The organism is Maridesulfovibrio sp., from assembly GCF_963666665.1.
GTDB lineage: Bacteria > Desulfobacterota > Desulfovibrionia > Desulfovibrionales > Desulfovibrionaceae > Maridesulfovibrio.
This window is the reverse complement of sequence record NZ_OY762999.1, coordinates 1537935-1562125: the sequence shown is the minus strand read 5'-3', so window position 1 is coordinate 1562125 and position 24191 is coordinate 1537935. Positions and strand designations below refer to the sequence as shown.

23 protein-coding genes and 1 tRNA gene are annotated in these 24191 nt (G+C 48.0%); 6 read left to right on the top strand and 18 right to left on the bottom strand.

Annotated elements, in window-relative coordinates; all coding sequences use genetic code 11:
- Positions 1-2 precede the first annotated feature (2 nt).
- The 8 genes from ACKU40_RS07130 to ACKU40_RS07095 form a co-directional block, all read right to left on the bottom strand.
- The gene (locus ACKU40_RS07130) at positions 3-737 is read right to left on the bottom strand and encodes an ABC transporter ATP-binding protein (protein ID WP_320175823.1); all 735 of its coding nucleotides are present in this window, start codon (positions 735-737) and stop codon (positions 3-5) included.
- A 63-nt stretch (positions 738-800) separates the two neighbouring features.
- The gene (locus ACKU40_RS07125; RefSeq protein ID WP_320175822.1) at positions 801-1478 is read right to left on the bottom strand and encodes an FtsX-like permease family protein; all 678 of its coding nucleotides are present in this window, start codon (positions 1476-1478) and stop codon (positions 801-803) included.
- 230 nt (positions 1479-1708) lie between these two features.
- Complete coding sequence (locus ACKU40_RS07120) at positions 1709-2494, bottom strand: polysaccharide deacetylase family protein (protein WP_320175821.1); 786 nt, start codon at positions 2492-2494, stop codon at positions 1709-1711.
- Positions 2494-3651, bottom strand: a complete 1158-nt coding sequence (locus tag ACKU40_RS07115; RefSeq protein ID WP_320175820.1) for a glycosyltransferase — start codon at positions 3649-3651, stop codon at positions 2494-2496. Before ACKU40_RS07115 ends, ACKU40_RS07120 begins: the two co-directional genes overlap by 1 nt.
- Positions 3648-4265 carry a histidine phosphatase family protein gene (locus tag ACKU40_RS07110; RefSeq protein ID WP_320175819.1) on the bottom strand — a complete coding sequence of 206 codons (618 nt, stop codon included), beginning with the start codon at positions 4263-4265 and terminating at the stop codon, positions 3648-3650. Before ACKU40_RS07110 ends, ACKU40_RS07115 begins: the two co-directional genes overlap by 4 nt.
- Positions 4265-5383, bottom strand: coding sequence for a glycosyltransferase family 4 protein (locus ACKU40_RS07105; protein WP_320175818.1), 1119 nt, complete (start codon positions 5381-5383; stop codon positions 4265-4267). Before ACKU40_RS07105 ends, ACKU40_RS07110 begins: the two co-directional genes overlap by 1 nt.
- A 116-nt stretch (positions 5384-5499) precedes the next feature.
- Positions 5500-6762 (bottom strand): glycosyltransferase family 4 protein, encoded by a 1263-nt coding sequence (locus ACKU40_RS07100; protein WP_320175817.1) that lies wholly within the window; start codon positions 6760-6762, stop codon positions 5500-5502.
- Positions 6762-7928, bottom strand: coding sequence for a glycosyltransferase (locus ACKU40_RS07095; RefSeq protein ID WP_320175816.1), 1167 nt, complete (start codon positions 7926-7928; stop codon positions 6762-6764). The genes ACKU40_RS07100 and ACKU40_RS07095 overlap by 1 nt, the downstream gene beginning before the upstream one ends.
- A gap of 249 nt (positions 7929-8177) precedes the next feature.
- Between ACKU40_RS07095 and ACKU40_RS07090 the strand changes: the two genes are divergently transcribed.
- The 4 genes from ACKU40_RS07090 to ilvN all read left to right on the top strand — a co-directional run bounded on the left by ACKU40_RS07090 (position 8178) and on the right by ilvN (position 12304).
- Positions 8178-9347 carry a hypothetical protein gene (locus ACKU40_RS07090; RefSeq protein WP_320175815.1) on the top strand — a complete coding sequence of 390 codons (1170 nt, stop codon included), beginning with the start codon at positions 8178-8180 and terminating at the stop codon, positions 9345-9347.
- On the top strand, positions 9334-10047 hold the full coding sequence (locus tag ACKU40_RS07085) for a class I SAM-dependent methyltransferase (RefSeq protein ID WP_320175814.1): 714 nt from the start codon (positions 9334-9336) through the stop codon (positions 10045-10047). The genes ACKU40_RS07090 and ACKU40_RS07085 overlap by 14 nt, the downstream gene beginning before the upstream one ends.
- Positions 10048-10364: 317 nt before the next feature.
- A complete protein-coding gene (gene ilvB / locus ACKU40_RS07080; protein WP_320175813.1) occupies positions 10365-12029 on the top strand; it encodes a biosynthetic-type acetolactate synthase large subunit in 1665 nt (554 codons plus the stop codon).
- 2 nt (positions 12030-12031) lie between these two features.
- Positions 12032-12304 (top strand): acetolactate synthase small subunit, encoded by a 273-nt coding sequence (gene ilvN / locus ACKU40_RS07075; RefSeq protein WP_320175812.1) that lies wholly within the window; start codon positions 12032-12034, stop codon positions 12302-12304.
- 31 nt (positions 12305-12335) lie between these two features.
- Here ilvN and ACKU40_RS07070 read toward each other — a convergent pair whose 3' ends face one another.
- The 3 genes from ACKU40_RS07070 to ACKU40_RS07060 form a co-directional block, all read right to left on the bottom strand.
- Positions 12336-13256 carry a hypothetical protein gene (locus ACKU40_RS07070; RefSeq protein ID WP_320175811.1) on the bottom strand — a complete coding sequence of 307 codons (921 nt, stop codon included), beginning with the start codon at positions 13254-13256 and terminating at the stop codon, positions 12336-12338.
- Between the two features lie 292 nt (positions 13257-13548).
- On the bottom strand, positions 13549-14979 hold the full coding sequence (locus ACKU40_RS07065; protein ID WP_320175810.1) for a DNA integrity scanning protein DisA nucleotide-binding domain protein: 1431 nt from the start codon (positions 14977-14979) through the stop codon (positions 13549-13551).
- 70 nt (positions 14980-15049) lie between these two features.
- Positions 15050-16960 (bottom strand): YgiQ family radical SAM protein, encoded by a 1911-nt coding sequence (locus ACKU40_RS07060; RefSeq protein ID WP_320175809.1) that lies wholly within the window; start codon positions 16958-16960, stop codon positions 15050-15052.
- Positions 16961-17122: 162 nt separating this feature from the next.
- Between ACKU40_RS07060 and thiD the strand changes: the two genes are divergently transcribed.
- Positions 17123-18484: a bifunctional hydroxymethylpyrimidine kinase/phosphomethylpyrimidine kinase gene (gene thiD / locus ACKU40_RS07055; protein ID WP_320175808.1), complete on the top strand. Its 1362-nt coding sequence runs from the start codon at positions 17123-17125 to the stop codon at positions 18482-18484.
- Between the two features lie 150 nt (positions 18485-18634).
- Positions 18635-18718: transfer RNA gene (locus ACKU40_RS07050), tRNA-Leu, on the top strand.
- A gap of 75 nt (positions 18719-18793) precedes the next feature.
- Here the strand turns inward: ACKU40_RS07050 and ACKU40_RS07045 are convergent.
- The 7 genes from ACKU40_RS07045 to ACKU40_RS07015 form a co-directional block, all read right to left on the bottom strand.
- On the bottom strand, positions 18794-18865 hold the full coding sequence (locus tag ACKU40_RS07045) for a hypothetical protein (protein ID WP_407944331.1): 72 nt from the start codon (positions 18863-18865) through the stop codon (positions 18794-18796).
- Positions 18866-19036: 171 nt separating this feature from the next.
- Complete coding sequence (locus ACKU40_RS07040) at positions 19037-19825, bottom strand: DNA (cytosine-5-)-methyltransferase (RefSeq protein ID WP_320175807.1); 789 nt, start codon at positions 19823-19825, stop codon at positions 19037-19039.
- Positions 19785-19982 carry a zinc finger domain-containing protein gene (locus ACKU40_RS07035; protein WP_320175806.1) on the bottom strand — a complete coding sequence of 66 codons (198 nt, stop codon included), beginning with the start codon at positions 19980-19982 and terminating at the stop codon, positions 19785-19787. The genes ACKU40_RS07040 and ACKU40_RS07035 overlap by 41 nt, the downstream gene beginning before the upstream one ends.
- A gap of 294 nt (positions 19983-20276) precedes the next feature.
- Positions 20277-20654 carry a hypothetical protein gene (locus tag ACKU40_RS07030; RefSeq protein ID WP_320175805.1) on the bottom strand — a complete coding sequence of 126 codons (378 nt, stop codon included), beginning with the start codon at positions 20652-20654 and terminating at the stop codon, positions 20277-20279.
- A gap of 2 nt (positions 20655-20656) precedes the next feature.
- Entirely contained in the window at positions 20657-21271 is a 615-nt protein-coding gene (locus ACKU40_RS07025; RefSeq protein ID WP_320175804.1) for a hypothetical protein, read from the bottom strand.
- Complete coding sequence (locus tag ACKU40_RS07020; RefSeq protein WP_320175803.1) at positions 21268-23796, bottom strand: hypothetical protein; 2529 nt, start codon at positions 23794-23796, stop codon at positions 21268-21270. The genes ACKU40_RS07025 and ACKU40_RS07020 overlap by 4 nt, the downstream gene beginning before the upstream one ends.
- 12 nt (positions 23797-23808) lie before the next feature.
- Positions 23809-24183: a hypothetical protein gene (locus ACKU40_RS07015; RefSeq protein ID WP_320175802.1), complete on the bottom strand. Its 375-nt coding sequence runs from the start codon at positions 24181-24183 to the stop codon at positions 23809-23811.
- Positions 24184-24191 lie beyond the last annotated feature (8 nt).

The following is a 24191-nucleotide window of genomic DNA, read 5'->3' as shown; positions in this document are numbered from 1 at the left end:
GATCAGGCCATGCGGATGCAGCCCACGTCGATGTTGAGCTGGTCGCGGTGTTCTATTTTCTTGATCAATCCGTCTTCGATCCAGACAACCCGGTCCGAGGCGTTGAGCATTTTATAGTCATGGGTTGCGGTAATGATTGTTACACCACGCTCCTTACTCAGCTCGTTCATCAGTTTGATGATTTCCTCGCCGGTGGAAAGGTCGAGGTTCCCGGTGGGTTCGTCCGCGAGGATGATGGCCGGATCATTGGCAAGAGCCCTTGCAATGGCTACGCGCTGCTGCTGACCGCCGGAAAGTTCCTGCGGTTTGTGATTATAGCGTTTGTGGAGTCCGACAAGGTCGAGGAGTTCGATACCCTTGGCTACCGCAGCATCGTTGTGTACTCCGGCGAAGATCATGGGCAGGGTGATGTTTTCCAGAGCAGTCATGACCTGAATGAGGTTGAAGGTCTGGAAGATATATCCGATTTTGCGGTTACGCAGCCATGCCAGCTCAAAGGCGTCCAACTGGGCAATATCCACTTCATCGATATAGACCTTGCCTTCTGACGGTTTATCCAACCCGCCGATCATATTGAAGAGGGTGGACTTACCTGATCCGGAAGGTCCCATGATGGAAAGGTATTCCCCTGCATAAATTTCAAGGTCCACACCCTTCAGGGCCTGAACATCAGTATTGCCGAGTTTGAAATTTCGTTTAACTCCGGTAACCCGGACGATGGTATGCTGGTCGGCCATATTTCTCGCCTTCTATATATTAAAGTTGTGGTTCAGTTTGAAATTTATTCGTCTATCTGGAATTTATTCTTCTACCCGCATAGCTTCAATGGGACGCATGCGTGCAGCAATGAAAGCCGGATATAGTACCCCCAGCAGGCTCAGTCCGAAGCCCACCCCAATAGAGTAGAGGAGTGACATGCCGACCTCATTAAGTGGCAGCATGGTCAAGGCATTTAATCCGAAGCGAAGCATGCCTACGAGGATGGCGATAATTGCCCCGAATAAAGCGCCGAGCAAAGCTCCTGTAGTTCCCTGCATGGATGCTTCGAGCAGGAAGAGGCGGAGCACAAAGCTGTCCAGTGCTCCGAGACATTTCATTGTCCCGATTTCACGGAAACGTTCGGTAACAGCCATAAGCTGGGCGTTGATGATTCCTACGGTGCAAACCAGCAGGGAAAGGATGACAATCCAGCGTTCCTTTGCACTTCCGCCCGGTTCATAGCCGGATTTATCCAGTATCTTGATCAGTCCGGGATCGCCTGAGTGATAGAGACCGCTGGAAATGTCCGAACCTACGAGAACATAAGCCAGAAAAGAGACCGCCAGTATCAGGCTGGTCACGGTGACCATATTTCGCAGGAATCTTGATTTCAGACTTTTCAGGCTGATTTCAAAGGATTTTTTAAAGGGCAGAACTACTTGCGCAGCAATATCCGGCTGTGCGTTCTGAGCTTGAAAGGGAATTCTCTTTTTCGACATGTCTTGCTCGGTAGCTATGAATGTATCTGGATCTCATGATTCGACCCCGTGAATCATGAGTGAATATTTAGCGGTTAGCTATCTATAAATAACGGAAACGGGCTGAAATGCAAAGGGAAAATGCAAAGTTTGGCATTACTTCGCCGTTATAACTTTCAAATACGACGAGTATACAGAGAATTCTGATTTTAGGGTATTACAATACTGCAAATTTGGTTGCAGCATTGCAATTAAAGAAGCTCACGTATGTCTTTTACACGTAATCCGGGGGTGCTGTTTATTTTACCGAGCAAGTGATGGAGGAATAGTTGAGATGTTTTATTCATCCGCTGATGATGGAGCATGAATCCGGCGCAACCGGATTTTACAGCCTCTACCATCAAGGATTGCAGAGTCTTCAGCCCTTGTTCAGGGGAAAGAGCTTTTATTGTGTGCAGGTCGATATTAACCGGAATGTCGGGCAGTTCCTGCGGAGGGTTCGGGGAAACATTTGTGCTTCTTGAAATTGCTTTGAAGTCTAGCTCAACAAGGCATTCCATCGTTTCTGCTGAGCAGCGGTTCCATGGCGGGGTGAATATGAGACTGAACTTATCACCCAGCAGCTTTGCAAGTTTGTCTTTGCCTCGCTTAAGTTCTCCGGCAACTATATTTTTATCACGAGATGGCCCGAATTCGAATTTTTTGCCTGTCTGTTCATGATTCATGTGGCGGTAGCCGTGCTGGTGCAGGGCCCACAGATTCAAGTCAGGGCCTAATTCTCCAAGAAGTCTGTCCCGGTGTTGTTCATTCATCCATGACGGAGCGACTGCCAAGGCCAGAGGGGTCTTGCGCTCTTTGAAGATGTTTATCATGGCGGAAAACTGTTTACCCGGATAGCCGATGTCGTCAGCCCTGAAAAAAACATCACAGCCATTGTGCGGAATACTTATGCTGAAATCATCCCACCAGAGATCAAATGACTCTGTGAGGGTGGAAAGATTGTTTTTCCAGATTGCTGAAACGGGTCTGCAGGACATTAAATTTTCCTTAGATTTCTAATTAAATCTGCCGATTTGCTCGCGCCTTCCAGATTTATGCCGTGATCTGTCCTGTTGCGGGATTGTCCTAGCAGGGCTTTCATGGTTGTTGTCATCACCGGAAGGTCAGTTGAATCAAGGATCTTTAACGGAATATACTTCGCAATTCTTTCTGCGCGCATACGTTGTTCATGATTCTGGGCAAAGGGAAATACAGCAGAGGGAATACATGAGGTAAGGATATCCATACAAGTATTATATCCGGCCATGGAGATCATAGCATCTCCGGCGGTGAGCAGGTCGGTGAAGTCACAGGCAAAACGTTGGATGGTGATGTTCTCGTACGGTTTTGCTGCAGTGAGCAGAGCATCGTACTTGTCATCATCCAGAAATGGACCACTGAGCATTAGCAGCCTGCATTTTTGTGCGTTAAGGCTGATGAAAGATTCAAGCGTTGCCTGCATCAACGTTCCGCCTACCTTTCCCCCTCCGGCACTAGCTATGAGTAATCTTTCGTCTGTGCTTACATCCAAATTTGCGCGGATTTCATCACGGACATTTTCTGCTGGTTTTCGGGCCGCAAAACCAGTGTATTCACATGGAATTTTAATCTGTTTGAAAGCTTGAAAGGTTTCATCCAGCGCAGCTATTTTAGGGTCTGCATGAATAAGCAGCAGATCAAAATATTTATTCAGGTATTTAACGACACGTGCTTCGTGTTTGCCGCCGTCATTGCGTTCAACGAGTATGTCCCGCAGGGAACAAACTACCTTTACATCCCCGAATTTACCTTCTTTGACGGCATCAAGAACAGGCAGCAGTTCAAAGCGGAAGGCTTTGCGTCCAAAGGGGAAAAGCTCAATGAGAAAAACATCGGGTTTTTCCTCTTCGAATATTTTAAAAAGAGTAGCGCTGCGTTCTTCTTTAACCTCTTCAAGCTCACGACCTTTTTCGGTGGGCATCAATCCGCCGAAATTTTTATTCATGCACAGGCCGGGTAACTGACGGTATTCCACATTGGACGGCAAAGGTTGGTCCGGGCGTTCTCCTCCGGCCACAAAAAGGACTTCTTCCTTGTCCAAAGCTTTGGCAATTTCAAGGCTGCGGAAAAAATGGCCCATGCCCAGCACGTGCTGGCAGTAGTGAATGATTTTCATAACTCGTCGTTCAACCTTGCAATGGAAAGTTCTCCGTTCCATTTTAACCAGTGCAGTCGGCGTCTTTTGAGCAGTTTCCTTTCTTCGGGCATGAAGTCATGGTCCAGCAATTTGTAGATCACGGATTTAATTACACCTTCGTGTGCGACAGTAAGTATTTTGATTTCTTTCTTGTCTACGGTGCTGAGAACTTCGTTTATTCCTTCTTCAAGGGCTTTAATACCGCGCTCGGCACATTCAGTACGGTTCTCGCCGTTGTTTGGGGTAAAGTGCCAGCCTTTGGCTACTTCTTCATCCAGTTTGCCGGGAAATTTCGTGTGCAGTTCGTCCATGGTTAAACCGGACCATTCACCCCAATCCTGTTCGCGAAGACCGGGAAGTTGAAGTGTGGGCAGTTCCAAGCCTTCAGTGATGATGTCGGCGGTCTCGATTGTTCTGCCCAGATCGCTGGTCAGTACAGCATCGAAGGTTTGCGGATTGAGTGTTTTCTTCCATTTTGCAGCGAGTTTTCGCCCATATTCTGTCAGCGGCGAATTAAAATGGCCCTGAATACGTCCTTCCTCATTCCATTCAGTAACCGAGTGGCGGATAAATGCTATTTTTACTGATTTCATTAATCTCTCCAGTGGCTGATGGTGATTAGGCTTTGTTCAACTTCATGAAGGTTTCTGTTCAGGTCGAAATTTCTTAGTACATGTTCCGGAGCTGCTTTTGCCATTTCTCCTCGCAGCCCATCATCAATAAGAAGTCGGGTTATGTTCGCGGACATGGCCGCGATATCCTTTTCCGGAGACAATAGTCCTGTCTCCCCGTGGACGACTGCTTCTTGAGGACCTCGTGTCGAGTAGGCTACGACCGGAAGTCCGGTGCACTGGGCTTCAAGGTAAACCATGCCCAGCGCTTCATTTATTCCCGGATAAGCGAAAATGTCAGCTGCACTATAGTACTTGTACAGTTTATCGCGTTTGACTTGACCAAGGAATATTACTTGATTTCCGGTTTTTTGGGCTGCCAGTTTTTCAAGGCGAGGACGGGCTTCCCCATCTCCTGCAATTAGTAGAATTGCGTTGGGAATTTCCCTGCTAACCGGCGCAAAGGCATTGATCAGGTCAGCAATGCTTTCCGCTTTGACATCATCCCGAAGCATTGCTGTGCTGAGAATTATCCTTTTCCCGTTCAGCTTGTATTTATTGCGTATCTCTTCCGCGCTTTGCGGGCAATAGTTGAATTTATCCGGTTCAATACCGGGATATGTGCGCGAGAGTTTTTCCGGGAGAATAATCCGTGAGAGATTGTGGAAATCGATGTCCTTGTTGGCAAAAACATGGTCAGCATAAAGAAGGGCGTGTTTGTTCGCCATGTAGCCGGCCCATGTCTTGTAATTGCGGCGATACTTGGTTGCAAATACTCCCTGATAGATGGCGTAGGGAATGCCTGTCTTTTCGGAGATATACGGGCCCAGCAGGTCCGGAGATTTGTAATAGCTGTGGTAAGTCAGCCAGAGGTCGGGCTTAAATTCTTCAACCCGCTTTAGGGTCTTTCTAAATTCAAGATAAAGGGCCGGCCATTTTAAAGGCTTTTGACTGATATTTCGCAGCCTGAAGCGACTGGCAATCAGCAGTTCATGGCCTTGGGAACGCAGGAAATTATGCAGAGTTTTCCCGATGATCAAATCCCCGGAAGGAAGCGGATGATCAATGGGTTTGTGGGGTGCGAAAAAAGCGATTCGCATCTGCATGGCTCCCAGTGTGGTTTGACTCAGCGAAGCTTAATAAAATTTTTAGGAGAGTCCAGATAACCCTTTCCCAAAAGGGTTCTTTGGTCCCCGAAGGGCCGCCGGAGGCATTCTTATGCCTTTATTCCGTACTGTTCGTAGACATCCGCAAGCTTGTTGATCCAGTAGCGGTTGTCAAAAATTTCGTGAACCCTTTCTTTTGCAGCAGGGATCAGGCTCTTGCGCAGTTCTTGATCGGTGAGCATACGTTCCATTGCATCAGCCATGGATTCAGAGTCTCCCGGTTCAACCAGAAGGCCGGTCTTGCCGTTCTCGATCAGTTCGGGGATACCGGAAACTGTGGTGGCAACAACAGGTACGGACATGGCCATGCTTTCGGCCAGCACATTGGGAATCCCGTCGCGGTCACCGTTGGGTGCTATTTCGCAACCAAGGGCGAACAGGTCCGCTTTGCGGTAATGTTCAAGCACTTCTTCATGAGTTTTGGTGCCCAGCCAGTTGCATCTTCCGTTGAGCTCCAGTTCGTCCAGCAGTTTAAGGGTCGCTTCGCGTTCATCACCGTCACCGATGATATTGTAATTGAAGTCGATACCTTTTTCTTCAAGTTTTTTAAGAGCCTTGAAAACTGTGGGCAGACCTTTTTTCGTGGTGAAGCGGGCTACGGTGAAAATCTCATAAGGTCCTGAACAGGTAAGTTCCTTGTCGGAACTGAACAGGTTCAGGTCAATGCCGTGGTAAACCTTGTGGACCGGTTTGCCTTCCGGAGCGATGGATTGCAGGTAATCGCAATTGTATCCGGTGCAGGTTACCGCGAATTTGGCTTCAGAAATTTTGGCGGTGATTTTTTCCGGCTTCTGGGTATAAATATCCTTGGCATGCGCAGTAAAGCTGAACGGCAGGCCTGAAAAACGGCTGGCGTTTCTGGCTACTGAGCAGGGTGAATGCGCGAAATGGGCATGGAAATGAAAAATATCTGAGCCGGGCAGGATTTTTTCAACAATATATTGGCCTTGCAACATGTGCTTGAATGACGCTTCACTTCCGGTCTCGCGGTATACATTCCATATCTCGTCAACGCGTGCTGTAAATTCTTCGTCTTTACCGTAGCGGGCATCTTTGAGACCCGCATCCATGTCTTCGGAACCGAAAAGTTCTTCAAGGCAGCCTTCAAGTGTGGAAGGCAGGTATGACACCGCTGCTTTGATCTCAGATATGGACTTATGGGTGAAGTTTTCACGCGGTTTACGCATGGAAATGATATGAATCTTGACACCTTTCTGTTCAAGGAGTCTGATTTCATTGGAAATAAAAGTCTCAGAGATACGCGGATATCCCTTGAGAATCATCGCAAGTACGGGCTTATTTGAATTTGTCATTAGCAGTTGTCTTTAAAGTAGCCTACGCGGTCATGCATGACCTCAAGACCTGTGAAGTTGAAGTTTTTAATTGCTTCCCGGATGGAATTGGAATTGTTCAGCAGATGGTTGACCTTTTCCATGATAGCGTCAGGTCCGAGCTTGTGCCAGGGCAGAAAGTCTGCAAGATTCTGCTCTTTCAGTACATTGGCGCGGATAGTCTGCTCAAGACGCGGGGTCTCGCGGGGGACGATAAGGCTGACCTGTTTGTGTGAAAGAATTTCGCAGATAGTGTTGTAGCCGCCCATGCTGACTACGAGGTCGGCATTGCTGAAAAGTTTCTCCATCCTTCTATAAAAATGGTAGAAGGTTACGGAAAGATTCTTAGCCCTTTGGGATAGATCAAGGCGCTGTTCCTTGGACATGAAAGGTCCGGTGACCATTACAGTCCTGAAATCCTGCGGATTGTATTTTTCGAGAGCTTTCAGGTAGGCATCCATCATGGGATAGCCGTCACCGCCGCCTCCGGCAGTGATTACTACCAGCTTTTTGCCGTTCTTTCTTTTGTCCGGGCAGGAGCGGTTGTGGATTTTCCGGGGAATATATCCGGTGAAAACCATCTTTTTACTGATGGATTCGGGGATAGCGTATTCCTTGATAGGATCGTAATATTCCTGATGTCCGTAGACCCATATTTCTGAATACAGATTCTCCAGAACATCGTATATGCCCTTGTCGGTCCAATCTTTGATAGTGCTTTCCGCATCATCCATGATATCTCGCAGGCCGAGGATGGTCCGGGTCTGGCCGATCTGTTTCATCCACTCAAGGGTAGGCATGATTTCGTGCTTCATCCCTTTAGGAGCCTTATCTACAATAAAAAGGTCCGGGCGGAAACTTTTGGCAGTGGCATCGATGATGGACTGACGGATGGACATAGCATGAACAGGTTCGATTTTGATGGAATGCGGAACATATAAATCGTTTGATTTTTTGATCATTCCCGGCACACGGACAAAATCAATCTGTTCAGGAAATTCGAAGCGTCCCACAATTGGGGAGCCTGTAAGGATGAGTATGTTTACCCCTTTGCATTTCAGCTGCGATGCTATTGCCATCGTACGACGGATATGCCCAAGACCGTATGTGTCATGGGAGTACATTAAGATGTTGTAAGTCTTGTCCATTTATCGTACCGATTTTCAGGGGTTAAATCGTTTCCGCAAAAAGGCGGAATTATGTTGCATCGTTGTAGTCGTTGGCATATCTAGCGGAAAGGGTAATATATGTAAATCCTTAAACGCGACGATTGCATGCGTGCTAATTTCTATTATTTTTTTAAATCAGAATCAATCCCTTTTCTGCCTTTTTGTTGATATGAAAAATAGTTTTTATTTCGCTGAAATTACTGTGATTAATTTTTATAAAGGTGTCTGATGGATTCGAATTTGGATGTTTTGATCTATGCCCATGATGGTCGGGGTTTAGGGCATGTGAGCCGTAGTGTGGGGATCGGGCTGGCATTGCGCCGATTATATCCCGATCTTTCGGTTCTTCTGATTACAGGATGCGCTGCCACGGCGGAGTTGATTGGTGATGGTCCTTTGGATTGGATTAAGCTGCCGTCGTATAAAACCAACGTTACAGCCGGAAAATCATCAGGGGTGAAGGGCAATTCCAACATTGACGACAATATGCTTGGGGAGCTTCGGGCGCAAAATATTCGTGATATTATAGCTGCATATAAGCCGAAGGTATTTCTTGCAGATCACACACCGCAGGGTAAGCACAAGGAGTTGCTGCCATCGCATGAGGTGTCCCCGGAAACCGTGCGTGTTTTAGGCATTCGTGCTGTTGTCGGAGAAGTAGGCAAGGTCTGGTCTGATTTTTCATCCGAGGTGTTTTCCGGTACTTATTCAAATATCCTTTGGTATGGAGATTCATCTGTAGCAGGAGCAGGCGAGCTTGAACGGTTGAGTACCCACTATGGTGTAAAACCTTATGAGGCAGGGTATGTCTCCCGTTTGTCCGAGTTGTGTTTTTTGAACAATGGCAGCGAGGAAGGCAGCATACTGGCAGGGGTTATTTCGGTCCCTTGGGCCGGAGAAGGAACTTCAGTGCTTTTGGATAAATTGGCGCAGGCTCTTGGCGGCATTGATAAGTCTCATGGTGATTGGAAATTTTATATGAATCTGCGTGATAACGAAGCTGCTGCGGCGATCCATAACTTTAACGGACTTGAGCATGTAAGTTTCGAACAGGTAGGGCCGCAGTTTCTTGGCGATTTACGCAATTCCCGTAGCGCTGTTATTTACGGCGGCTACAACAGCCTGACTGATGTGATGGTCTGTGCTGTTCCTTCAATTGTTTTGTTGCGTGGGATGAAAGATGGCGAGCAGGAAGACCATGCAGCTGTATTGGCTGAAAGGTCGTCTGCAATCCAGAATGTTTTTTCAGATCAGACTGTTGCAGATGAAGAGCTGCGTGAATCTCTGCTTAAGTGTTTGGAAGTTGATGTGAACGAGTCTTCGATAAACCTAAATGGTGCTGAAAATGCGGCCCGTTATCTGGCGGAGCTGGCAGGAGGGCGTAGTGCTGACCGCTAGTCCCGAATTAAGAAAGAAATTGCGCGGGCTGACCAAGGAATTTTCCCGCCACGAAATGAAGCAGTGGGATAAAATTCTCGCGCCGCTTGACCGTAATATGCGTATCCTTGAGGTTGGTTGCGGTCGGGGCGGAAAGACCGATTTTCTGCGGGCTCAGGGGTTCAGCAATATTCTCGGAGTTGAGAAAAATGAATTTCAGGTGCGTGAATGCTGTAAGCGCGGTTTGACTGTTGTTACCCTTGATGAGTTCGCAGAGCGACACAGTTCGGATAAATTCGATTTCATCGTGCTTTCGCACATCATCGAGCATTTTGATTTTGCAGGTCTTGTAGAATTTATTGACGGCTATCTGGCTCATCTGAAACCGGGTGGTTTGTTACTGATTGCCACCCCTATGCTGCATCCACATTTCTGGCTGGATCTGGATCACCAGAAGCCGTATTATCCGCAGGGGATAAAGAATTTCTACAGTGGTGCGGATGAGCAAGTAGGATTTACATCAAAGTATCGTCTTAAACTTAAAGATATCCGTTTCCGGAAAAGTCCGTTTCGGGTAAAGAATGATCGTAGCCTACTAGTAAAGAAGAACGATCTGCCGATGCTTCTATTAAATCTGGTTAGTGCAGCATTGTTTAAAGTAAGTTTTTCTTTGCTGGGATTTAAAAGTGGGTGGGTTGGACTATATAAGATGCGTACCTGACTTGCATTTATTTAAAAAAGTGCTTGCGTATGGATTATAGTTGGACTATTGTTTTTTGAACGTTTTAAATTTTTACGGATTTTTTTAGAGAAGAACTGAAATGCTACTATCTACCCTCAACCATATGAACGCCGTCGTCGCAACCGTCACCAACGTGGTGATGGTCGTGATTTCTGTCGTGGTCGTGCGAGGCTTAATTGAGCCGGAGGGAAGGTTGTAAGCAGCAGTTTACATTCACAAAGTGTAGTTGTAACCCCCCACCGGCTCAGCCGGTGGGGGGTTTTTTATTATCATCTGGAAATTGTGAGGGTGCGAAAATGGAAATCAGCGGTGCTAAATTGGTTATTAAACTCTTGGAACAACAGGGGATTGAAATTGTATGCGGTATCCCCGGTGGTTCCAACCTGCCCATCTACGATGCCTTAAGGGATAGTTCGATCAAGCATATTCTTGCCCGCCATGAGCAGGGTGCCGGGTTTATGGCTCAAGGTATGGCTCGTACTACCGGAAAGGCTGCCGTATGTATGGGCACTTCCGGTCCCGGCGTGACCAATCTACTCACCGCTATTGCTGATGCAAGGCTTGATTCCATTCCCATGGTCGCAATTACCGGTCAGGTAACCAGTACTCTCATCGGTACAGATGCTTTTCAGGAAGTTGATACCTACGGCCTGACCATTCCTATTACCAAACATAATTTTCTGGTTCAGTCCGCAGCCGATCTGCTGGAGATTATTCCCGAAGCTTTCAGGCTTGCAGAGTCCGGCAGGCCCGGTCCTGTAGTAGTTGATATCCCCAAGGATGTTCAGAAGGAAATTATCGAGATTTCCGAAATTCCATGTAGTGCCCGTAAGAAACCGGAGAGAGCTGAGGGTGATGGAAAGCTGATTGAAAAGGCCGTGAGCATGATCAATAAATCCCGCAGGCCGATCATATATGCCGGGGGTGGCGTTGTTGCGGCTGATGCTTCTGCTGATCTGCTTAAGTTTGCGCGCAGGAATTCCATTCCGGTTGTAACCACGCTTATGGGGCTCGGCGCATTTCCTCATGGTGATCCTAATTATCTGGGTATGCTCGGCATGCACGGTTCCCGTTCCACCAATATGGTTATGGAAGAGGCCGATTTGATTATTGCACTGGGTGTTCGTTTCGATGACCGGGCAATTGGTAAAGCCTGCGAATTCTGCAAACATGCTGATATCCTGCATATTGATATTGACCGTTCTGAAATCGGTAAAATCAAGTCTTCCAATCTTTCCATCGTTGGTGATGTTGGACATGTTCTGCACGAGCTTGTTGAAAAGGTTGAGGCTTCAATCAGGATCGGCTGGAGTGCTCGCATTGCTTCCATCCGCATGATGTATCCTGATCTCCGTCCTGATGAGCAGGATACTTTTCATCCGCTCAATTTGATTCGGGTAATGGGGGAAACTCTTCCTGAGGACGCCATTATCACCACTGATGTAGGCCAGCATCAAATGTGGGTTGCACAAGGTTATCCCTTCCGTAAGCCCCGGACGTTGCTGACTTCTGGTGGTCTCGGGACTATGGGATTCGGTTTACCTAACGCAATTGGTGCGGCCTTGGCCAAGCCGGACAAGAAGGTTGTCTGTGTTAGTGGTGACGGTTCTTTTCTTATGAATATTCAGGAACTTGCCACCCTTGCCGAGCAGCGCTTGAACGTCAAGATTCTGATTATGAATAACAACCGTTTGGGGCTGGTTCGCCAGCAGCAGGAACTGTTCTTTGAAGAGCGTTTCTTTGCATCAACATTTGAAAGCAATCCTGACTTTGCCTCTATTGCCAGAGGATTCGGTCTTCCCTCGTTTGATCTTGGCGAGCAGGAAAATCCCGAATTGTTCCTGCGCAAGGTTTTGGGGCAGGACGGCCCGTGCGTAATTAATATTCCCATTAATTTTGAAAACAAAGTTCTCCCCATGGTTCCGCCTGAGTGCGCCAACAGGGAAATGATAGGAGGCTAGTCATGTGTAAACATAATTTTGTTATTGATCTGTTGGTACGTAACCATGCGGGGGTAATGAGTCAGATTACCGGACTTTTTTCCCGTCGTAATTTTAACCTTGAGGGAATTATTTGCGGTCCAGTCGGAGATGGCGGACAGAGCAGGATGATCCTTACAGTTGCCGATGACAGCAAGCTTGAGCAGATCATGCTCCAACTGGATAAATTGTACGATGTCTTGAAAGTTGAGCAGGTTGAAGGACATCCGCTCACAGAAGTTTTAAGTCAGCTTTAACAAAAGAAATGAGGCCGGATCATCTCCGGCCTCATCTATTTTTTGCGAGAAAATTTTTGCTGTTTAGTATTTTCCAATCCTTAGTGGCTTTGCAGTAGAATCCGCCTTGTGTAAGCATCTTTTTAATTAATCCGTCTTGGCGCATCTTTTTTATGCCTATCTGTAGGGCGTTGAATACCTTTTCGCCTTCTGGATGCTGTTTAGATACTATAAAGTGCCTGCTTTCGGTTAAGGAGAATTTTATTCCTTTAACAGGGACCAGGGTTATTCCGTGGCGGGTAACGCTCAGGTCTTTTGAATTATGAAATCCCAGCGGAATCCAGTCAGCACGTCCAGCCTTGAGCATTCTGAAGAGACAGTCCTTGGTAGGGCCTTTCTCGATTTCATTTATCCCCATATCATTCAAGGTTTGACATTCGTTGGACCAGTGAATCCCGATTAAGGGTTTGCCTGCCTTTTTCAGGTCTTCAATCGTACGGACATTCAGGACTTTGTGGTTACCGGGAAGACAGAAAATCCCTTTTTCAAATTCTCCATCTTCGATAACCGGGTCGCTGACATATATTTTGTCTTTATATTTGAGATGTTCAATAGAACTGAGGTTGAATAGATGCGAGCTTACGACAGCATATCCTTTGATCAGCTCATCTTCTTCACGTCTGGCGTTGGGAGTTTGTTTGAAATTTAGTTGCGCATCAATTCCCCCAAGTTTGAGGGCGTTTTTCAAGATCATCAGGCTGGCAACGCATCTGGTCTTAATTTCCGGAGGAAGATGTTTGTATGAAAGAGGGACCGATTTGGCAGATTCAGGGAGATTGTCGTATTTTTCAACTGCGTTTTTTGTTGTGGAAACAGCAACGATCAGTTTCTCTGCAGCTGATGCAGGGAAGGAATATGTGGCAGCGAGAAGAAAAACTGCGGCATATATAAGAGTTGCTTGATTTCTGCTCATTTATTTGAATTTAAATTTAGGTCAAAGTAATTAATTCTGGATTATCTGTTCTTTAATGTTGGAATAATTTAATTGAGTTTGGTTTTGCACTAACACTTTATGATAATCAAGCGTTAAATATATGAATTTTGAAACATATGTAACTTTAATCAATGATGTTAGAATATAACATAAAAAAGATATTAGGTCTATTCTGGCATAATAAAAGAATGCAGTCAGAATAGTTAATATCTTAGAGGACTTGTCATTCTACACTAGAAAAACGAGCATAAAAAGTAGTTTTCTCAAGCAATTACTCCATATTCCAGTCTTTAAAAGCAGGTGGAGTTGTGACACAGGCAAAAAGTTGCTTCCACTCACAGACGGCCGTAAGTTCGACTCCGCGTTGAATTATCGAAACCGGTTTGTCTGAGGACACGACGATAACTATCAGGTTATCGTGTTCGGCGGTAAATCTCAGTGCGGAGTTAAAGCGTGCTCCTCTGGCCCGGTTCTCACCGGATACGGCTTTACCGTCCAAAAGACATGCAAAACCGTGCAGTTTCAAGTCCTTACAGATATGGACCGCTCCATCCAGTCTGGTTAATGAACGGGCAAGGCCGCGTATTTCCGGTTCACGCAGGTCAAGCGGTGCTTCAATGGTTTGCCCGGCAATGGTTACCGGAGCATCATTAAAGTCGATAACCAGCGTGCAACCGTGGCTGCGATGGTTTGCCGTGGTAATCATCTGGGTAACCAGCTGGAAAAGACTGTGACGCGTATCTGCACTCAAGTCCTGCTCCAGAAGGAATTCTTCTAGATGAACAAGGTTGGGCTTGTAGTTGGTGGAAGAAAATTTGGCATCCGCAAAGCTGCATACAGTTTCAGTTCCGAGATAGAGCATTCCCCAATCGCCTTTGAACTGTGCGGAAATGGAATTGCCTGTTGGTGGGATTGCTGCGATTCCGACTATACATTTGCCGTCAGAAACCAGTTTACGGCTTGAACTTTCAACGGACTGAAGTAATTTACGGACATGTTTATGGTTTTTGAGAGATGGTCTTTCGTTTTCGGGGAACTTGGCCATGTATTTGATTGAGTCAAGTTCTGAAGGCTCAATGAAAATCAGCTCTCCGCGAGCCCATGCTCCTTCTTCGCGGGTTTTGGAAATTCCCAGTACTGCGTCTAGAATGGGGTAAACACGCAGTTGTGTGTCCCAGCCCATGATGCGGTTGCGTTGGTCAACAATGTAATCGCGTACGGCATGAGTGGAGTATTCACGAAGAAGGTGACCTGAACTGTCTATTCGCAGAATATTCTGGGTGGCGAAATCCTGCGAGAGCAGCAGTGCCGCATATTCCATCCAACTCTCAGTGGGGCCGATGGAACACATATTCGGATGCTGCTCGGTAAACCAGCATTGGTAGAAGATGCTGCTGGCGCGGGCACTGCAGGTGATCAGCCCTGCAAGGGCAAGGTCCTTGGTGCGGACAACTTCTATGAGTTTTGTGTTGTCATCATGGTTGCCGCCTTTGCGCCAGTCCTCGGAGTCAAAGTAGTATTCCTTGAGCTTGGGCTGGTGGTCCCTTAACAGGTCCTGCGGATCATAGATACGCAAAGGATCATCAGGAGTCACCGCATAAACAAGGGCTGTACGGCTATTGGATGAAAAGTGGGAAAGTCCGTCCCGCAGTCCGTCCATGATGTGAAAAATGCACAGGTTGGCAAATGATTCTGAGCTCATAGAATAATCCGCTGTTGAAGTTCAGGTTAAGGATTATCGTATATCAATTGCCTCCTGTTTCCAACAGGAATTACTTCGTTTTTTTCTTCTTGGTAAACCTTTTGCCGTCGTCTTTGCGGTTAAACTTTTTGCTTTCGCCAGAAGCTTTCGGACCGTCATAACGCTTAGTGCTTTTCTTTCCCTTTTTAGGGCTGGAATCTTGTGCCCTTTCGGAAGGGGGTCTCTTTTTGCCTTGTTTGCCTGCCCGTGGGTCACGGCCCGGATCAGGAATGAGGATGCGGTGCTGCTTCAAGCGTTGCGCATCTGTTTTTGCTACGTAAATTTTATTGCCCGCAGGATCGGTTTCGCAATAGAACATGGCGGTTGCAACAGTGCCCGGTGTCGGAATAAAGCATTGCACCTGACGAGGTTTCCAGCCTCTTGCGGCCAGCCATGAAGCAAGATGGCGCATGTCATTATCTGTGCAGCCGGGGAAGGCACTCATTAGGTAAGGGATGACATATTGTTCCTTGCCTGCTTTTTTTGACTCTGCGGCGAACATTTCCAGAAAGCTTTCAAAGATGGGCAGGTCCGGTTTGCGCATATGCTTGAGTACGGAAGGCGCAATGTGTTCCGGGGCGACTTTCAGCTGTCCTCCGACGAATTCCTTGAAAATATCTTTTAGGCTGGTCTTGTCTTTTTGCCCCAAGTCATAACGCACACCGCTGGCTACACGCACATGTTTGATGCCGTCCATTTTCTGCGCGTCACGTAAAAGTTTGAGGTTGGCCTTCTGGTCATATTTGAAATTGGGGCAGACCTTGGGTACGAGGCAGCTTTTGCGTTTGCATTTACCCCTTTCGAGTGTGCAGTTAGCATTCCACATGTTGGCGCTGGGGCCGCCGATATCGGAAACAGAACCTCTGAAATCAGGATGCTCCTGCATGCGTTTAAGTTCATCCATGATCGACTTTCTGCTCCGGGAGCGTATGTGCCGTCCCTGATGCATGGCGATTGAGCAGAATGAGCAGCCACCGCCGCAACCACGATGGGAAGTGATGCTGAATTCAATCATGTCCGCAGCCGGAATGCGCCCTTTATCTTTATAAATAGGGTGGGGTAGTCGGGCATATGGAAGACTGTACAGCCAGTCCAGTTCTTCGGTGGAAAGATATTGCGAGGGCGGGGTGATGATAACATGACGGTTATCAACCGGTTGGATGGCCCATGAATCACCGAAGTGTACCTGCTCTTCAAGGGCGAGGGTGGCGGTCATCAGCTGATTGGATTCGTCAACGATTTCCTGATGCGAGGGCAGTTCGATTAATTCTGGTTCGGAAGCGACGTCTTCCGGACTGCCCATGAAGGCTGTACCGGGAATCTCTTTCAGGACCGCAGCGGAAGGCTCTTCAGCTTCGGAAAGGCGGAGCGCAGCATCAAGCATGGCCCGCTCGCCCATACCGTAGACCAGCAGATCGGCTTTGCTGTCCATTAGGATCGGTTTGCGGATTTTATCGGTCCAGAAATCGTAATGGGAAATTCGCCTGAGGGAAGCCTCAATGCCACCGATGATTACCGGAAGTCCCTTGAAGGCTTTTTTGATCAGGTTTGTATATATGATACAGGCCCGGTTGGGGCGTGCTCCGGCCTTGCCGCCGGGGGTGTATGCATCATCGCTTCTTTTTTTGCGGAAAGATGTATAGTGGGCGACCATAGAATCCAGTGCTCCGGCCGATACTCCGGCATATAGGCGCGGGCGTCCCAGTTCTTCCAGAGCTTTGGGGTCATTCCAGTCCGGCTGGCAGACTATGGCTACTTTGAAGCCGTGTGCGGAAAGGACCCGTCCCAGCAGCGGGATGCCGAAGCTTGGATGGTCGATATAGCTGTCGCCGGATACTAGAATAATGTCAGGTCTCTCCCAGCCCAGCTTGTCCATTTCCTTTCTGGTCATGGGCAGGAATTGAGGCTGGGGCTGCCTTTTTGCGATAATGCTTTTTGTCATGGGGCATACATATAGCCGAACCCTGCAGCTGGCAAGGAACTAAATGCGTTATTTCAAGAGTAGGTTAATGTTTAATCTGCAAGAATAGCAAATGTTGACCCGAAGGTGGTCGGTGGGTAAAATCCCCAAATCAAAATTATAAAAATTGCCCAAGGAGGCATAATGAAACCGCTTCCATGCGTTTTGACTATTGCAGGTTCTGACTCTGGCGGGGGGGCCGGGATTCAGGCCGACCTTAAAGCTATTTCCATGGCCGGTTGTTACGGGGCCAGTGCTATAACAGCGCTTACTGCCCAGAATACGACCGGAGTAACCGGAATTGAAGCTGTCTCTCCTGAGTTTGTAGCCCTCCAGATTGAAACGGTTTGCAGTGATATTGAAGTTAGGGCCGCTAAGACCGGGATGCTTTTTTCAGCTCCCATCATCAGAGCTGTTGGCGAAACCCTTAAAGATAAAGATTTTCCGCTGGTCATTGATCCGGTATGTGTGGCAACCAGTGGAGCAAAGCTGCTGAAAGATGATGCCGTTGAGGCTATGAAGGAAATTTTTCCGCTGGCAGAGCTGCTTACTCCCAATGTGCCTGAAGCTGAGCTTTTTACCGGGATGGAGATCAAGAGCCGTGAAGATGTGTTCAAGGCGATTGAAATTCTGCTGGAAATGGGGCCGAAGGCTGTGCTCGTAAAGGGTGGACACTTTGATTCCGTTGCAGCAACTGATTGGCTGGGCATTCAAGGGCAACAGCCTATCCCTCTTATGCAGCAAAGGGTAAAGACCAAGAATAGTCACGGTACCGGATGTACGCTTTCCGCCACCATCGCTTCCGGTTTGGCAAAAGGTTATGATATGGTAACTGCAGTGCGCAAGGCTCAGGAATACCTCAATCTTGCGTTGCGGGCCGGATTTGATCTCGGCGAGGGGAGCGGGCCGCCTAACCATCTTGCGCCCATGCTGATCGAAGGAATGAAGCAGGGGATTCTATCTGATCTGCATGAATTCGGTTTACGCCTTGAATGCATGCAGGGATTGAATGAACTTATCCCTGAAGTGCGCATGAATGTGGCTGTTGCACTGCCGTACGCCGGGGATATCAATGATGTTGCTGCTTTTAGCGGCAGAGTTTCCTGTTCCCGCAAAGGTGAAGTTATGGTTTGCGGACATCCAGAGTTCGGGGCTTCCAGCCATATTGCCAAAGTTCTGCTTTGTGCCCGGAAGTCAAATTCTAAAGTGTTTTGTGCTGCCGGATTAAGGCTCAATGAACGGATAATGGCTTCTGTTGCCGAGTGCGGATTTGTTGAAGCATGGTTTGATAGGGCAGACGAACCGGGAGAAATTCCCGGAACTGAAGAGAACACCCTTGAGTGGGGTACCTGTAAGGCCATGTCTGAACATCCCGAGCCGGAGATGATTGATGTGGTTTGTGATTCAGGAGCAAAAGGCATTGAGCCGTGTTTGCGACTTTTAGCAAAGGATTTTGAAGACATGGAAGCAAAGCTTAAAAAGCTGCTTGCGGCCATGTCCGGTTAATAGAAGTTGCCGTTTCTATAGAATTATTTTCGATTTTTGTTGACAAGTGATAGCCCTGCTTATATTAACGCAACGGCTGCACGGGACAGCAAGCTTTCATTTTTAAGCAATGTGAGCAGTTGTTCATTAAAAAGCCCATAATATTTGGTTGCGAGAGTGGCGGAATTGGTAGACGCACTAGATTTAGGATCTAGCGGCCTAGCCGTGAGAGTTCGAGTCTCTCCTTTCGCACCATTGCAAATATAAACACCCTCTTACAACATCATCCGCATAGATGTTTTAAGGGGGTGTTTTTGTTTGGTTTCTAACTCACCTGTTAGGCATAATAAACTTCCATGAACATACCCATTCATCCGGGTGATCATCAGGTGGGCAGCCGATGCATTCGCATTGTAAGCGGACATCCTACCTGAGAATTTTGGACATTTGAGTTGAGAAAAAGTGTGCGCATATTTCGCACCGTTGGAACAGTAATTGTAAAGGCCGGGAATCCCGGCCTTTTTCTTTCTCCTTGTATCTGTATAAAAGTCTTTAAAATCAGCAGCTTGCAGTCTAGGTCTTTTTGTTCAACAAATTCAACACGTTAAAACTGTGATCCTGAATCAAGCTGCCGACAAAATACGCTTGCTGTGGCGTGATGCCGTTTCCAAGTGCTTTGAGTCTGTCCAGCCAGTCGGTATGCCCATCATCCATTCGATGAATTTGGGGTCCGGGATATGCTTTGCAAATGCTTTCGGGCGAGGCCCTGTTAACCCGTAGATTATTCCAGCTAGCCTCGGAATCAAGTTGGAAGTCGATTCCATTGATTCGTTCTTCCGTAAATAGCCGCCGTGGGCCAGTTGGGTCGTCATCCCCTGCACTGTGGGGGTAGGCAACAATGAACAGCCTTTCACGGAGATGCGGCGCACCAAACTGGGCAGCAGATAACACGATCCATTCAGCATCATACCCGATCTCGGCCAGCTCTTTGAGGACAATTTCAAACCCTTTGGAACGGAGCCCGGGCACATTTTCAATGAGTACGTATCTGGGGCGAACTTGGCGAATAATACGGGCGTATTCATACCAGAGGCCGGAACGGGTTTCTTTCGTGATCCCTTTGCGCTTACCTCCGCAGGACACGTCCTGACACGGGAACCCACCTGAGAGCAGGTCGACTTTTTCAACTTCATTTCCATCAAGCTCCTTAATATCCTTATAGATTGTTCTTCCGGGCCATCTCTTTGAAAGGATGTCGCGTGCATATGGTTCTATTTCACAGAACCAGGCATGCTCGAACCCGGCCAGTTCCAGACCAAAGTCAGTTAGACCGACTCCGCTGAACAGACTGCCTACCTTCATCAGGTTCTCCTAATGAGGCTCTGTGGCTTTCTTCATTGGTGCTCATGGCTCTCAGGTGATTCATTGCCCCGCATCGAGGACATTTGATTGCAAGGTTGCCTGTGCCGATGGCCAGCAGCCTTTTACACGTTCCGCATCTGAATTCGTTTTTTCTCATTTTATTTGTCTATGTCTGGCCCAAGTGGTAAACAGCTATCCGACTTGATCAAGTCACGGAGTAGCGGGTTATCTTTGCGCACGGGTGACAACGTGTGTAGGGCCGTGGGGCGATGAGTCAACATCGCTTCGGTTGGGGATTGCGCGTCCCCGACCTGCTCCAAACTGTACCCCAGCGGCCCGGCATCGTGCCGGGCCACTAGTCTTATATGGTCAGTATTTAATTTTCAAAGATCGTCTTAGAACGATTTTTTTGATTTTGCTTAGTCAGATATCAAAAAAATTTGAAATGCTGTTAGGCGGCGTTTTTAGCCAACAGCTTCTGATTTGCCTTACAAAACCAACTTCCAGTAAAGAACCGACGCAGCAGCACAACAGGACCGACCACAACCATCATAAGTTTTTCCCAGATGGTGTCGGCAAGTTTGCCAGGAGCCTCGAACATCACATCCAAAGGCCAGCTCTGTCCCTGCAGACCGTCAAGATGCCCCTGTTCATGGATCTCAACCAGCTTGACCAGCGGTTCTGGCCAATAGGGTAGTTCATAAGCTTCAGCGCGGGTGTAGTGTCGAACTCCTTCGTTATCTGTTGTCCATACTGTTTTTCCGAAAATGGGATTTTTAAAAAAATCCTTCCAGCTGCGCTTGATCCTCTTCACTTTAATATTGCTCATGCTTATTCCTCTTCTTCCGATCCGGGCCAGCCTTTCCAATCAAAGACATTCAAGACCGACAGTGCCGAATGATCCATGTCAGCAAGTGTTTCTTCAAGAGCGTTGCTGGCTGTCCTTATGGCATCAGTTGCGGCGAAACGTTCATCTGTGGTCCCAGCCGCATTATCTGCACGTTGTTGGTTCATCTGGCGAATAATGGAATCTTCAACTGTGGTTACGTCCCATACTTTGAAAATACGGTTCTGGGCTTCATGTTTAATTGCCACAACCACGGATTCACGCGCTTTTTCAATGGGGATGATTTCCGACACGACCAGCTGTGCCCACGATGTGCCGTAACCGAGAGAACCGTATTCAGCCATATTTTCGTTGAAGAATTGGTTTTCGGCCTTTTCAAGTTCATTCAAAGGGTTGTCGGTTTTTGGGACAACGCAAACTTCAGCCGCATGAGTTGAGGCAATTGTGGGAAATTCGACAGGTGCAACCCCACCGGATTTCAAAAACTTCTTTTTCACTGCTTCAGAACCAAACCAGTCAATGACCTGTTCGGCATCAGCGGAATGCTGTTCAACAAACTGCCTGCTCGCTTTGCAATGAGGATTGTGTAAAATGATCATAATTCGACCTGCTCAATTCTGATTGTTCCACTCGCTCCGGCTATACCGTTTTCACCTGCACTTCCGGGAGTAGCATGGGCATTCGGTCCGCCCCAACCACCGGGACCACCAAGCCCACCATTGCCACCATCAACATTAATAGAACCGTTATTAGTGAGCTGTCCGGCATGGAGGATCACAACCCAGCCGCCAGTAGATCCGCCAGCAGCACCACCGCCACCACCTCCGCCATAGACGTTACCGGAGCTTGTCGGGCAGTTGCCGGAATTCGCACCACCGCCATTATTCCCATCAACACCATCGGCACTGACAATGGCATCGGGGCCGATGGTCAATTTGCCTTTTACTATCAGGATCAGCAGCCCACCGGATTCCAGCGGAGCAAGCCCACCGTTATCGTTACCGCCGCCATCGCCTCCTTCGCCGCCGAAACCGCCACCGAAACAGGTAGCAATTACACCGCTCTGACCGCTCTGACCACTCAAGGAACCGATTCCATAACAGGCTCCCCGGTTGCCGCCCTTTCCACCATTTCCACCGTATATGGATGAATTCCTGTTTCGCGGAAAAACAAGTTTCAGGCCCACGTCTACGGCTTTCTGGTTTGATTCGCTTTCTTTTGCTGCATTGCCGCAACCGTTAAGATTACTGCCGCTTCCGATACTCACTCCACCAGCCTTAAAACGGGTAAGGACGAAGCCGTTAGCATCTACAGGATTACCATCTGAAGGCGGCACGGGGGTATTTGAGGTGACGACAGAATCAGCCGGATTAGCCTTGCAGCCCTTGCCGTTCATGGAAATTGTGCCGTTAATGGTGCAATCGCCATCGACATAAATCATCAAGCCGCGACAAGGTTTATCAACGGTCAGCGTTGCCCCGGCATCAACAGTCAAGGATTTGTAATTTTTGACAACAATGTCGCCGTTCAGGGTAGAAGGCAGGGCGGTATCAGCGGCAATAACTGCATCACCATCGGAGCCGTTACCCCAATAGTTGAGTTCAAACACGTCTGACATCACAATTGAAGAAACAGGCCCGGCAGCTGACCAACCGAGGTTTTCCCCTTTATGGTAAGGACGCAAATAAACCGGGCTTGAGACAATAAGGCCGTCTTCTTCGGTTATTACAATTTCATTACCTGCCGCGACTTCGCCGGAATCATAAAAGACATTTGTAAAGTCAGGCGTGGTACTGGCTTCAACCCGTGATGCAACGTGGTTATCTGCGGTATTGAAAACCGCAAATTCTGAAAGCTGAATCTTAAGCGGAGCCATAACCCCAGTGCTGTCACTAGCCGGAGAAATGATCATTGGCGGCACTACATACTTGAAGGTAGCAGCCGTGGTGAATCCTGTGGCTTTTGATTTAGGAGAGGTATTTCCGTCTTCATCGGTGTAATCGAAATCCCACCAGTAGTTTTTATCTACTTCCAGCGTATTGGTTGCCGCTGTATGATTCAGCTTACCAGTAGGATTGTTCACCGTTCCGGTATAAACGACATTTTGCATGTCGGGATCAGTTGCAATACGCACAGTAGCGGAGGCAATAGCCAGACCGTACAAACTGCGCGGGGCCGAACCTGTGAGTGTGACCGGATCAGTTACGGAAACAGCACCCGGTGCGGGAGATTCATTCACAGGCATTGCTACCGGATAGGCCCGACCAGCTTCGGGGCTGGTGTAGACCATCATATAGTCAACATTAACCTTTTCATTTGCGGTAACTTTCAGCTCAACAATACCGCCCACAGGCAACCTGTAAAATTCATTTCTGGTGCCGGGTTCTTCACCAACAGTCTCAAGAAGTTTTGCAGCCTGCCAGTTACCGCCTTTAGTGCGGACCTGTACATCAAGTTTACCTTCGTTATCATCGCGGCGAATGTCCAACATCCCGTCACCGTAGTAACGCAGTACCTCCATTGCACTGGAATAATAAACACCACCAGCAGGAGCGATTGCATAACCGGAATAGATTTCCCAATCTGTTTGACCGAGCTTACCGCCGCCGAGTGTCCGGGCAAGATTTGCGGTTGCCTTGAAACGGGTTGCATTCAGTATTTCGCTTACAGTTATGGACTCCTGACCATTATCACCGGATATAACGTAGGTGTTACCGACCTTGAGACTTGCGGTAGATTCCACATCTACGGAATCATCACCAGCAACAGTGCGGGTAACGTTGATAGGTTCAAAGGTGATCAGCGTCATGTTGGGGGAAAACTGTTCTACCGCGTATCCTTCGTCAGAACGTTTCCATGCCAGCCTGACGGCTTTGGACACGGATACAGCATCCGAGGTTTCCAGATTACCGATAGCAGTATCAACACCGGCCAGCTTTTCAGCCAGACTTCTGGAGTCGCCCTTTGCCGCAAGGACATCCTGGACGATGGGTTCAAGCGCATCAAAGTTTTCCTGTGTCACTCCAAACGGACCGTTGAACAGTGCCGGAGTAGCAGCAGGAGGCTGCCCGGTTTCATCAGTTTCGGGAATCAGCCCAACCTGTTTAAGTATCTTATCAGCCATTTAAATGCCTCCTTAGACTTTAAACGGAATTGTGATGCGGACATCGAAGAAATCCATGTCCTGCACCGGGACTTCTTTAAAATTACGTACAAACAACAGCTTCCCATCTACAAACAGACCCGCCTCGCTTATGTCGGCAGCTTCACCGGCCAAGACTCGTGCTGTAGCCACAACAGTGAAATCATCCAGCTTGTAAACATCGGTCAGGGCCTTGGTCAGCTGTGAGCTGTGCAGGACACTCTGCGCGGTATCGATCGCAACCGGGCTGTTATCCACCCAGCCTCCGGTGCCGATCTGCATTCTTGTGTCGGGCTGTTGCAGTTTTGCCAGCAATTCGTTGGCAAGCATTGCCCAGTATTGGTCTGTAGCCGAGGCTGTTACGCTCATTTCATTCT